The organism is Candidatus Cryptobacteroides sp., assembly GCF_056207615.1.
Genome location: NZ_JBAEER010000019.1, coordinates 1 through 11,225, shown reverse-complemented (window position 1 = coordinate 11,225; position 11,225 = coordinate 1). Strand labels below are relative to the sequence as shown.

Genomic DNA, 11,225 nt, shown 5'->3' with positions numbered 1-11,225 from the left:
CCAAAGGGACCGTGCCACCCTCGGCATCGTAAGAGGGAGGGGCCCTTGGGAGGGGTCTCGCGAGCGAGACGTCCCACTTGGCCCCATGGCATCGGGGCATCTCTACGCATTACGGATTTCGATACGGCCGCCGACATTGTCGACGATGATATCGGTATCGCGTCGCACCGTGCCCTCGAGGATTGCGGTCGCAAGCTGGTTGATGAGCTCACGCTGAAGCACCCTCTTGACAGGACGTGCACCGAACTCAGGCTCGTAGCCCTTGTCGCTCATGTACTCGTCGAAACCGTCGGTGAATACGATCCTGACACCCTTCTCCTCCATCTTGCGGGCAAGGATGGCCTCCTGGAGACGGAGAATATCCTTGATGTCCTGCTTGGTGAGCTGACTGAAGGTGACGATCTCGTCGATACGGTTGAGGAACTCAGGCCTCATGGCCATCCTCAGCTCCTCCTCCTTAAGGTTTGAGGTCATGATCAGTATCGTGTTCTTGAAGTCCGCAGTACGGCCCTTGTTGTCGGTGAGCCTACCGTCGTCAAGCACCTGAAGAAGGATGTTGAAAACGTCAGGATGGGCCTTCTCGATCTCGTCAAGCAAGATCACTGAATATGGCTTGCGCCTTACGGCCTCGGTAAGCTGACCACCCTCATCGTATCCGACATATCCCGGAGGCGCTCCCACGAGACGGCTCACGCTGTGCCTCTCCTGGTACTCGCTCATATCGATACGAGTGATCATGTTCTCGTCATTGAAAAGGAACTCCGCGAGCGCCTTCGCAAGCTCGGTCTTGCCGACACCGGTGGTACCGAGGAAAAGGAACGAACCGATAGGACGCTTCTCGTTCTGGAGTCCGGCACGTGAACGCCTTACCGCGTCAGATACGGCCTGGATGGCCTTGTCCTGGCCAATCACCCTCTTGTGGAGTTCCTCCTCCATCCTGAGGAGCTTGTCCTTCTCGCTCTCAAGCATCTTGTTCACAGGAATACCTGTCCACTTTGCGACGACCTCCGCGATATCCTCCGGAGTGACAGCCTCGGTGATGATAGGATTCTCGATATGGGCCTGCCTGTCGCTGAGCTCATCGATGGTCTTCTGGGCCTCCTGCATCTTGCCGTAGCGGATCTCCGCAACCTTTCCGTAGTCTCCTGCAACCTCGGCGTTGTGGGCCTGGATTCGATAGTCCTCCATCTGCTGGCGCGCATTCTGGAGTCCCTCAACGATATCCTTCTCCTCCTTCCACTTCTTCATCAGCACATCCTTCTGCTCACCCAGCTCCTTGAGCTCGGCCTCGATCTTCTCCATCTTGAGGGACACGCCCTCGCGCTTGATGGCCTCGCGCTCGATCTCGAGCTGACGTATCCTAGAGTTGAGCTCGTCGATAGGTTCAGGAACTGAATTCATCTCGAGTCGGAGCTTCGATGCAGCCTCGTCGACAAGGTCGATAGCCTTGTCCGGAAGATAACGGTTGGTGATATACCTGCTGGAAAGTTCCACCGCTGCGATGAGCGCGTCATCTTCGATACGCACCTTGTGGTGGTTCTCATACTTCTCCTTGAGTCCACGCATGATAGAGATTGACTCGGCCGATGACGGTTCGTCCACGATGACCATCTGGAAACGTCTCTCGAGAGCCTTATCCTCCTCGAAATACTTCTGATATTCGTCGAGGGTAGTCGATCCTATGGTGCGCAATTCTCCGCGCGCGAGCGCTGGCTTCAATATATTAGAGGCGTCCATCGCGCCACTGGTGCGTCCTGCACCTACGAGAGTATGAATCTCATCGATGAAGAGGATGATCTCACCCTCACTGTCCACAACTTCCTTCACGACTCCCTTGAGTCGCTCTTCGAATTCGCCCTGATACTTGGCGCCTGCGATGAGTGCGCCGAGATCCAGCGAGTAGATGGTCTTGGATTTCAGATTTTCAGGAACCAGTCCGTCCACGATCTTCTGCGCGATTCCCTCTGAAATCGCCGTCTTTCCCACACCCGGCTCTCCGACGAGAATCGGGTTGTTCTTGGTCCTTCGGCTAAGGATCTGAAGGACCCTTCGGATCTCGTCATCCCTTCCGATGACCGGATCCAGCTTGCCTGCCCTCGCTCTTTCATTGAGGTTCACCGCAAACTTTTCAAGATTCTCATATTTGTTCTGCATAATAATACTCACCTGCTCAAGTGCAGGTTCGGCTCTTCTAGGGCAAAAGAGAGTCCAATGCCAATTTTCTGCCATTTTGTCAGTCGCCGTGTGGTGGTCCTGCGAACATAGGGCGGTAACAGAAAAAGGCTGACCCTTGAGGATCAGCCTTCTATTTCAACCGCAAAAACTGCGGAACAGAGTCGATTACCTGTACTGTGCGAACTCGATGTCGTTCTCAGCGCGGCGAGCAAGCTCCTTGCTCTCCTTAGCCTTCTCGAGGTTGGTCTTCACAGCCTCAGCCTTACCCTGACGAGCAGCGATGATAGCGCGGAGGTAGTTAGACTTAGGGCAGTTGCAGGTGAGAGCCTTCTCAGCAGCAGCGAGGTTGCCTACGAGGATCTGTGCGAGAGCAGCGTTGCAGCCTTCCTTGCCAGCGAGGCGAGAAGCAGCAGATGGATACATACCGTTGAGGATCTCAGCAACTGCGAGGTTCTGCATAGCAGCGTCGGTACCTGCAGCGTTGAATGCCTGGCCAGCACCGTTGAGGTCACCCTTGTTGAGAGCGATGATACCCTTGATGTTGAGAACGTCAGCATCCTCAGCGAGGCCCTTGATAGCGTCCTCAGCCTTAGCGTAGTCACCATCGTTTACGTAAACGACAGCCTTGTTGTACTGAGCGGTCTTGCTGTTGTACTTAGAGATAGCCTTGTCGTAGATAGCGAGCTTATCCTTTGACTTCTCTGCGAGAGTTGCAGCGCGGAGGAGAGCAGGCTCGTCAAGAACGTCGATGTTCTCGTCAACGAGCTTGTTGAGCTCCTCAGAAGTGTAGTTCTGATACTCTACGTTTGCGATGAACCTGGCGCGACGGAGCTCTGGAAGAACCTCCTTGGCGAGGGTTGTGTAGACTGCAGACATGTTCTTGATCTCCTGCTCACGAACTGCAGCGTCGCTGTACATAGAGAGAACGCGGATGATGAGGTCCTTGTCCTCGATGTTAGAAGCAGCTACGAGCTCCTGGAAGCCTTCCCAGTCCTGACCAACGCTTGATACGGTAGGATCAGCAACGTCGAGCTTCTTGGTAACCTTACCCCAAGCCTTCTCAGCTGACTTTGCACGGTTGCCTGAGAGCTTGCTGTTGAGGTCAGCACCACCGTCTGGAGAAGCGTAAGCAACGACCTCAGTACCAACGAGGGTCTTGCGCTCGTTAGCGTTGATCTCGTTCACTGCGTCCTGGAAGTTCTTGATTGAAGCGCTGTTGAGCTCCTTGCTAGCAACGTCTGAGCTGTTGATAGAGTAAAGGATCTGGCCCTCAGCAGTCATAGGGATGACCTCCTGATAACCGTCAGCCTTGAGCTCTGCTACGCCACCCTTGCATACGAGCATGTAAGTAGTGTTTGCACCGTCAGCAACCTTCTTTGAAGGAAGCTCGATCTCCTGGGTCCTGTTTGAAGCGACACCGCGAAGCTCGAGGTGGCAGTTCTCCATACCCTCCTGATAAGGAATACGGATGTGCTTGGTGACAGTACCACCGTCATAAGAGCAAACCTCGTAGTTGTCCTCAACCTTCTCACCCTGGAAAGTGTAAGAAGCGGCCTTAGCCTCACCACCGTCGAAAACGATTACTGGAGTAACCTCTACGATAGCCTTCTTGTTGAAGTACTCTGCAGGATAGGTAACGGTAACGTCTGCCTCTATGGCACCAGCTACGACCTCAAGAACTGCAGGGTTGCAGGTAACATTCACGTTCTCTGCCATCTCTGCCATCTTGTCGAGTGAGCTACAAGCCACTGAGAAGATACCGAGAACGGCAGCAGCGAAAACTTTAAAATTCTTTTTCATGTGCGTTTAATAAAATGGTTTATTCTAAGTTCCGGTCAGGTGCGCGCGCAAATAGACTGCGCCCGCGACGCAAATATAATATAATTTTACCAATTGTCCGAATTATTATAACTTTGCGGAGCATGACTGAAAAAGAACTCATATCACTCAAGAACCGATTCGACATCATCGGTAACGATCCGGCACTCAACAGGGCGCTGGAGATTGCCGTCGCAGTCGCGCCGACCGACCTCCCTGTACTCATCAGCGGAGAGAGCGGAGTAGGAAAGGAAAACATCCCGAACATAATACACCAGCACAGCCTCAGGAAGACAGGCAAGTATTTCGCAGTGAACTGCGGAGCCATCCCGGAGGGAACCATAGACTCAGAGCTCTTCGGACACGAGAAAGGATCATTCACCGGAGCCACCGAGATGCGCCGGGGATATTTCGAAGAGGCGAACGGAGGAACGCTTTTCCTTGACGAGATCGGAGAACTTCCACTATCCTCACAGGCAAAGCTCCTGCGCGTGCTCCAGTCCGGCGAGTTCATCAGGGTAGGTTCGTCCAAGGTCCTCAAGACCGACGTGCGCGTTGTCGCCGCGACCAACGTGAACCTGATGTATGCCGTTTCGAAGGGAAAGTTCCGCGAGGATCTCTACTATAGGCTCTGTGCCGTACCTATCATAATGCCGGCACTCCGCGAGAGGAAAGAGGACATCCACCTCCTGTTCAGGAAGTTCGCGTCCGATTTCTCATACAAGTACACCCGTGCCAACATTCGACTCAGCGAGGATGCCGTGAACCTCCTCAAGAGCTACCGCTGGCCAGGCAACATACGCCAGCTCAAGAACGTGGCCGAGACCGTATCCGCACTCGAGTCCGTGAAGATGACTCCTGGCACCGAGCGCGTCGAGATAGATGCGTTCACGCTCTCTAAGTATATCCCGAAGGACGCACCGAACGCTCTTCCGGCAGTTTCCGGAAGAACCAGCGAAGGAGAAAGCTTCACCCAGGACGAGAAGGAGATGCTCATCAAGGCACTCTACCAGCTCAAGCAGGATGTGGACAATCTCAAGGAGGCCGTCTATGGCAACGGAGCTCAGTCTCCTCAGCGCCCGCACAGGCCGGAAAGCCTTCCGCAGTGGGAAGAAGAGGTTCTCGCTCCTGACGAGCAGGTATTCGACGGACCAGAAACGGAGTCTGACGTGCTTCCGCTCTCCCTGCATGACGTGAACGACGACCTCATCAGGAAGGCGCTCGAAAAGTACGGCAGCCGCAAGGATGCGGCGAAGGCGCTCGGAATCTCCGAGAGGACGCTCTACAGAAAGATCAAGGCAATGGAGGGTAAGCAGGCATGAAAGGAATCCTGAGATATATCGCAGTTGCGGCGGCCATCATCACGGCGGCCATGATCGTCCGTTCTTGCAGTTTCGTCAGATACTCATTCACCGGAACTTCTATCCAGGCGGACGTGAAGACCGTTACCATCAACTATTTCGAGTACAAGGCCCTCAGGGTGAATCCGTCGCTGAGCAACGATATCACCGAGGCGATGAAGGACAAGTTCAAGAAGCTCACGAAGCTTGAGGAGGTTGAGATCGACGGAGACCTCGAACTCTCCGGAGAAATCACGAGCTACGACGTCAAGGCATCATCGGTGACTTCCAACGAAGTCGCAGCACAGAACAGGCTCACCGTCACCGCGAAGGTCACCTTCATGAACAGGAAATACCCGGAGGACGACTTCGAGAAGTCATTCTCCGCCTATGCCGACTTCGACGCCACGAATTCTCTCGACGCAGTGGAATCCACCCTCTGCGAAGAGATCATAGACAAGCTCGTCGAGGACATTTTCAATGCATCTGTCGCAAACTGGTAGAATGGAAGGCTATATCGACATAAAGAAGCTCAACCTCCAGGAGCTCGTTGGAGTGGTGAATATCTACCCATGGTTCAGCATCGCCAGGAAAGAGCTCTGCGAGAGACTCTGCACCATGGGCGACTGGGGCGTGAGCCAATACAACGAGGCGGCAATGTACCTTAGCGACAGAAAGGTGCTCGCAAGCCTGCTGAGAAAGGTACAGGGCGAGGACTGCTCGGACAAGAACATCGCTGAGATACTCGACCGCTGCATGAAGCCGGAACCGGTAAAGCAGGAGGTCAGCAAGCCGAGGGTCATCGTCGCAGGCGGAGACTACTTCAGCCAGGCCGAGTACGAGAAGGTGCGCCGGACGGACGACAACATCTTCGCCGGATATGCTGTCGCCGGCAAGGGGCAGGGCGTTCCGCAGGCTCAGGACGGGCCGGGTCCGGAGTTCGAATTCTGCACCGAGACATTGGCGCAAATATATGCTGAACAGGGATATCCGGAGCAGGCGAAGGACATATATTCCAAACTAATTTTGGCATATCCGGAAAAAAATGTTTACTTTGCAGCCCTTATTGAAAAATTGAACTTAGAAAATCAAAATTTGTAATATATCATGAATGCATTGTTTATCATTCTGACAGTACTCGTACTCATCGCAGCAGTACTCCTCACAATCGTCGTATTGCTCCAGAACGGTAAGGGTGGCGGACTCGCAAGCAACTTCGCAGCCGGCAACCAGACTTTCGGTGTACGTCAGACCGCCGACCTCCTCGAGAAGATCACCTGGTGGCTCGTGGCTATCATCCTCGTCCTTTCAATCGCTTCAGCATTCACCGCTGGCAGCTCAAAGAAGGCTGACGTTGACGTTACCGATCAGGTCATCAACACCGAGCTTCCTGCCGCACCTGACTTCCAGGCTACTCCGCTTCCGATGGAGAACCCTGGCGACGCTGAGTAATCAACGGTACCGAATGGAAAAGAATGAAGCCGTTCCCTCGATGGAACGGTTTTTCTTTTATCCATCCATCATGTAAACTAAAATCACAATTACAATACAAAAATGAAACGTATCCTCGTATCAGTCCTCGCAGCCGCCGCTCTCCTCGTTGGCTGCAACCAGGCGCCAAAGCAGGCTGAAGCACCCGCAAAGTCCAGCATCGAGTATCCTGAGTGCGTCATCACCGCAGTACCTGCAGAACTCAAGGAAGAGCTCGGCCTCTCAGACTTCTACAAGAAGTACTCTAACGTAAACGGAATCCACCTCATGTCAGGTTGGAGAGTTCCTGATTCATGCTTCGTACAGGCACACAAGGTGCTCTACGCAATGACCAGCTTCCTTCCTGAGGATGTCCTCGCAGCAATGGTGAAGGTCAATACCCGCGTCGGCATCATGGCAAGGTACGAAGGAACCACCGATATTCCTGAGCATGCAATGCTCGTGAGGGACACCACCCTCAACTGGGACGTTCGCGCACGCGGTCTCGGCGGCGACCTCGAGCTTCCGCTCTCTACCTGCGCAGAGGAGAACATTCTCGCATACCAGATCGACAAGTACCACGCAGAGGACATCATGATGCATGAGTTCGCACACTCAATCCACCTCATCGGTATGGTACAGGCCCATCCTGAGATCAACGACCAGCTCCACTCACTCCTTGACCAGGCTCTCGCAGAGGGTAAGTACAAGGGCACCTACATGGGCTCAAACATCGAAGAGTATTGGGCAGAGGGCGTTCAGGACTGGTTCAACGTGAACGCCGAGGTCGAGAAGCCAGACGGCAAGCACAACTGGGTGAACACCCGTGAGGACCTCAAGGCCTATGACCCTCGCTTCTACGCTTTCCTCGCTCAGTACTTCCCTGAGACCGACGAGCAGGTCAGCATGCACAAGAAGGTCAACCTCTACACCCACGACTAGGATATAGAGCGACATATACTGAAAAAGTCCCGCAGAGAATGTTCTGCGGGACTTTTTTATTGGATTGCGTGGGACGTTTACTGCTTTGAGATAGAGTCGCGCATCGCGGTGTCCGCCTGTACGTTCTTCATCTTGTAGTAGTCCATGATGCCGAGATTGCCGTTGCGGAAAGCCTCTGCCATCGCGAGCGGAACCTCAGCCTCAGCCTCGATCACCTTTGCGCGGGCCTCCTGGGCCTTCGCCTTGTTCTCCTGCTCGAGGGCGACAGCCATTGCGCGGCGCTCCTCTGCACGAGCCTGGGCGATGTTCTTGTCAGCCTCAGCCTGATCCATCTGGAGAACTGCACCGATGTTCTTTCCGACGTCGATGTCCGCGATGTCGATCGAGAGAATCTCGAACGCGGTACCTGCGTCAAGACCCTTGCTGAGCACCACCTTGGAGATGGAGTCAGGGTTCTCGAGCACTTCCTTATGGCTTCCTGCGGAACCGATGCTGGACACGATACCCTCACCGACGCGGGCGAGAACGGTCTCTTCTCCGGCACCTCCGACGAGTTGCTTGATGTTGGCGCGCACGGTCACGCGGGCCTTCGCCACAAGCTGGATACCATCCTTGGCCACAGCGGTGACAGGAGGAGTGTTGATGACCTTAGGATTCACGGACATCTGTACGGCCTCGAACACGTCACGACCGGCGAGGTCGATTGCCGCAGCCATCTTGAAGTCAAGAGGGATGTTGGCCTTGTCCGCAGAGATGAGCGCATTGATGACCTTTGGGACATGTCCCTTGGCGAGGTAGTGAGCTTCTAGCTCGTTGGCCTTGAGGTTGAGACCGGCCTTGGTGCCAGTCACCATCGCCATCACGATGACGTTAGGAGAGACTCCTCTCCACCTCATGAGGACGAGCTGGACGAGAGAGATGCGGACTCCAGAGATGAGAGCCTGGAACCAGAGTGCCACTGGGAAGAACCAGAGGAGGATGAGGAGGCCGACCACTCCAATGCCGGCCCACACGATGAACATGAATGGATCCATATCGTTTAGTCTTTAGTTATTTGCTTGATCTTCGAGAGGCTTGACGTATATCTTCTTGTCCTCGATGAGGGTGATCTCGACCTCGGTACCGGCATCGATGATGCCCTGCATGGCCTTCACCTCAATCGCGACACCGTCGAAGCGTGCAGTGCCCATAGGGGCGAGGCGGGTCTCAGTCTTACCTGTCTGTCCTATCCTCACCTCGACGCTCGCGTCGGAAATCTTGGACTCGATATTGGTCTTGAGCGCAAGTCTCTGCCATGTCTTCTCGCGAAGCGCATATACAGTGACTGCGATCACCACCGCAATCTCTATCGCCGTCACTATCGCACCGACGGTAGGACCCATCTGGACGAACGCGAAATACGCGGCTCCTGCCATCGAGGCAAGTCCGAACACGCCAGCCAGACCGACTCCGGGAACGATCAGAAGCTCCGCCAGAAGAAAGAGTATTCCTGCGATCATGAGCAGGATTATAAATGTCAGATTGCCCATTTTTTTACTTTTTTAAGCGCAACACACAAATTTAATAAAAACTTTTCTATATTTGCATTCCCGTTTGGCCGACAGGCTTCAGCTCGGGACCTACTGGTGAGGTGGGTGAGTGGCTGAAACCAGCAGTTTGCTAAACTGCCGTACGGGTAACCGTACCACGAGTTCGAATCTCGTCCTCACCGCGAAAAAGCCCTGCAGATTACTGTAGGGCTTTTTTGGTTATTCAACTCTTAGTATCTTTGCAGAAGTAAAACCCATACTCATGAAAAGATTAAGCACTTTCTTCCTTGCGGTCCTCATCGCGGTCGCGATGAACGCGCAGGAACTTGCACCAAGACTCAAGGCCCTTCCAGGCATCACCAGCGTACAGCAGCTCGAGACAGAGCTCTTCCCGGAGAAATATGTGGTCACCATCACCCAGCAGGTGGACCAGAAGAAGCAGAACAAGGGAACCTTCGAGCAGAGGGTCATCGTCTGCCATGCGGGTTTCGACCGACCAACCGTCCTCGTCACTGAAGGATACTGGGCTAGCTATGCGCTCAACCCTCGCTACATGGACGAGCTCGCACAGCTGTTCAAGACCAACATCGTCTTCGTGGAGTACCGCTACTTCGGAGAGTCCTTCCCTGATCCTTGCGACTGGGACCAGCTCACCGTAGCCAATTCTCTCGCCGACCTCCACAACGTGCGCGAGACCTTCGGACAGCTCTACAAGGGCAAGTGGATTTCTACCGGCATCAGCAAAGGCGGCCAGACCACCATGTTCTACAGATCATACTATCCTGACGACGTGGACATGTCTGTTCCATACGTGGCACCCCTCAACAAAGCCCTCGAGGACGGAAGGCATGAGATCTTCCTCGCGAAGCTCGTAGGAACTCCTGAGGAAAGAGCCAAGATCGAGGCATTCCAGAGAGAGATTCTCAAGAGAAGGGATACCCTCGTACCTATGTTCAGGAAGCACTGCGAGGAGAAGAAATACGAGTTCAGAGTTCCTATCGATGAGATCTTCGACCTCTGCGTGGCAGAGTATCCTTTCGCAATGTGGCAGTGGGGATCGTCCGTGGACGAGATTCCTGCCCTCGACTCAGATGACAAGACCCTCAGCGACTATCTCATCGGAAAGAACGAGCCTGACTATTTCGCCGTGCAGACTCCATACTATTCATTCAACGTGCAGGCTGCGCGCGAGATCGGATACTACGGTTACGACATCACTCCGTTCAAGGGTCTCACTTCAGTCAAGGACCATAAGGACTACCTTCGCCGCGTGATGCTCGGAGGCGACGAGCAGAAGATCAAGTTCGACAAGACCCTCTACAAGCACGTGGTGAAGTTCCTCAAGAAGAACGACCCTAAGATGATCTACATCTACGGCGGCATCGACCCTTGGAGCGCATCAGGCGTATGCGAGTGGCTCGACACCAGCAAGAAGGAGAACCTCAAGATCTATGTCAAGGAGCGCGGAAGTCACTCTACCCGCATCAACAGCTTCGAGGAGCCTATCCGCAAGGAAATCATCGGAACTCTCGAGAAATGGCTTGCAGAATAACGGCACGCTATGCATAAGAATATTATTCAACCTTAGAGAGCCTTACCATCAGTACGCCATGGGACGGTACCGTCGCTTTGAGATTCTTCGCGGTGGTGCCGATGTCCTTGTGCTTCCAGAGGTCTCGGATGTTGTATTCATATTTTCTGATGTTGACGTCATTGGCAAAGTACATTGTCTGCCACTTCCAGTCATAGTCGATCTTCCAGTCGAGCTCACCTCTGTTGAGGAAAGCCACGGCGATCTCACCGTTCTCGAGCGGCTTGGCCCAGATCTGATGGTCGCCCATATCCATGAACTTGATACCCTGGACGCCCTTCGGGTCCTGGTTCACGGCAATCACCTCCTTGTTCGTGAGAATCTCGATGGTCTCCTTGTCCATCTTGCGAAGGTCGTTAC

Annotated in this window: 10 protein-coding genes, 1 tRNA gene and 1 pseudogene; 7 read left to right on the top strand and 5 right to left on the bottom strand. The window is 54.0% G+C overall.

Features of this window, described 5'->3' with window-relative positions:
* Positions 1-102: 102 nt before the first annotated feature.
* Both AC06ND_RS01190 and AC06ND_RS01185 read right to left on the bottom strand, forming a co-directional pair.
* The gene (locus AC06ND_RS01190) at positions 103-2,154 is read right to left on the bottom strand and encodes an ATP-dependent Clp protease ATP-binding subunit (protein WP_475677168.1); all 2,052 of its coding nucleotides are present in this window, start codon (positions 2,152-2,154) and stop codon (positions 103-105) included.
* Positions 2,155-2,340: 186 nt separating this feature from the next.
* Positions 2,341-3,975: a tetratricopeptide repeat protein gene (locus AC06ND_RS01185; RefSeq protein ID WP_475677167.1), complete on the bottom strand. Its 1,635-nt coding sequence runs from the start codon at positions 3,973-3,975 to the stop codon at positions 2,341-2,343.
* Positions 3,976-4,097: 122 nt separating this feature from the next.
* Between AC06ND_RS01185 and AC06ND_RS01180 the strand changes: the two genes are divergently transcribed.
* The 5 genes from AC06ND_RS01180 to AC06ND_RS01160 all read left to right on the top strand — a co-directional run bounded on the left by AC06ND_RS01180 (position 4,098) and on the right by AC06ND_RS01160 (position 7,745).
* Positions 4,098-5,315, top strand: coding sequence for a sigma-54 interaction domain-containing protein (locus AC06ND_RS01180; protein ID WP_475677166.1), 1,218 nt, complete (start codon positions 4,098-4,100; stop codon positions 5,313-5,315).
* Entirely contained in the window at positions 5,312-5,836 is a 525-nt protein-coding gene (locus AC06ND_RS01175; RefSeq protein ID WP_475677165.1) for an LptE family protein, read from the top strand. Before AC06ND_RS01180 ends, AC06ND_RS01175 begins: the two co-directional genes overlap by 4 nt.
* 1 nt (position 5,837) lies before the next feature.
* The gene (locus AC06ND_RS01170) at positions 5,838-6,434 is read left to right on the top strand and encodes a hypothetical protein (protein WP_475677164.1); all 597 of its coding nucleotides are present in this window, start codon (positions 5,838-5,840) and stop codon (positions 6,432-6,434) included.
* 6 nt (positions 6,435-6,440) lie between these two features.
* Positions 6,441-6,785 (top strand): preprotein translocase subunit SecG, encoded by a 345-nt coding sequence (gene secG / locus AC06ND_RS01165; protein WP_475677163.1) that lies wholly within the window; start codon positions 6,441-6,443, stop codon positions 6,783-6,785.
* A gap of 102 nt (positions 6,786-6,887) precedes the next feature.
* On the top strand, positions 6,888-7,745 hold the full coding sequence (locus AC06ND_RS01160; protein WP_475677162.1) for a hypothetical protein: 858 nt from the start codon (positions 6,888-6,890) through the stop codon (positions 7,743-7,745).
* Between the two features lie 77 nt (positions 7,746-7,822).
* Here AC06ND_RS01160 and floA read toward each other — a convergent pair whose 3' ends face one another.
* Positions 7,823-8,767, bottom strand: coding sequence for a flotillin-like protein FloA (floA, locus tag AC06ND_RS01155; RefSeq protein ID WP_475677169.1), 945 nt, complete (start codon positions 8,765-8,767; stop codon positions 7,823-7,825).
* 24 nt (positions 8,768-8,791) lie between these two features.
* Positions 8,792-9,274 carry an NfeD family protein gene (locus tag AC06ND_RS01150; protein WP_475677161.1) on the bottom strand — a complete coding sequence of 161 codons (483 nt, stop codon included), beginning with the start codon at positions 9,272-9,274 and terminating at the stop codon, positions 8,792-8,794.
* A gap of 95 nt (positions 9,275-9,369) precedes the next feature.
* On the opposite strand from AC06ND_RS01150, the gene AC06ND_RS01145 reads away from it, so the two are divergent.
* Both AC06ND_RS01145 and AC06ND_RS01140 read left to right on the top strand, forming a co-directional pair.
* Positions 9,370-9,456, top strand: a tRNA-Ser gene (locus tag AC06ND_RS01145).
* A gap of 80 nt (positions 9,457-9,536) precedes the next feature.
* Positions 9,537-10,826, top strand: coding sequence for a S28 family serine protease (locus tag AC06ND_RS01140; protein WP_475677160.1), 1,290 nt, complete (start codon positions 9,537-9,539; stop codon positions 10,824-10,826).
* A gap of 22 nt (positions 10,827-10,848) precedes the next feature.
* Here AC06ND_RS01140 and AC06ND_RS01135 read toward each other — a convergent pair.
* Positions 10,849-11,225 (bottom strand): annotated as a pseudogene (locus tag AC06ND_RS01135) (glycoside hydrolase family 27 protein); the annotation flags it as partial.

What these genes read in the sequence shown, in the direction of transcription:
- AC06ND_RS01190 (WP_475677168.1), bottom strand. Translation starts at nt 2,154, where the DNA reads ATGCAGAACAAATATGAGAATCTTGAAAAGTTTGCGGTGAACCTCAAT.
- secG (WP_475677163.1), top strand. Translation starts at nt 6,441, where the DNA reads ATGAATGCATTGTTTATCATTCTGACAGTACTCGTACTCATCGCAGCA.
- AC06ND_RS01170 (WP_475677164.1), top strand. Translation starts at nt 5,838, where the DNA reads ATGGAAGGCTATATCGACATAAAGAAGCTCAACCTCCAGGAGCTCGTT.
- AC06ND_RS01185 (WP_475677167.1), bottom strand. Translation starts at nt 3,975, where the DNA reads ATGAAAAAGAATTTTAAAGTTTTCGCTGCTGCCGTTCTCGGTATCTTC.
- AC06ND_RS01175 (WP_475677165.1), top strand. Translation starts at nt 5,312, where the DNA reads ATGAAAGGAATCCTGAGATATATCGCAGTTGCGGCGGCCATCATCACG.
- AC06ND_RS01150 (WP_475677161.1), bottom strand. Translation starts at nt 9,274, where the DNA reads ATGGGCAATCTGACATTTATAATCCTGCTCATGATCGCAGGAATACTC.
- AC06ND_RS01140 (WP_475677160.1), top strand. Translation starts at nt 9,537, where the DNA reads ATGAAAAGATTAAGCACTTTCTTCCTTGCGGTCCTCATCGCGGTCGCG.
- AC06ND_RS01160 (WP_475677162.1), top strand. Translation starts at nt 6,888, where the DNA reads ATGAAACGTATCCTCGTATCAGTCCTCGCAGCCGCCGCTCTCCTCGTT.
- AC06ND_RS01180 (WP_475677166.1), top strand. Translation starts at nt 4,098, where the DNA reads ATGACTGAAAAAGAACTCATATCACTCAAGAACCGATTCGACATCATC.
- floA (WP_475677169.1), bottom strand. Translation starts at nt 8,767, where the DNA reads ATGTTCATCGTGTGGGCCGGCATTGGAGTGGTCGGCCTCCTCATCCTC.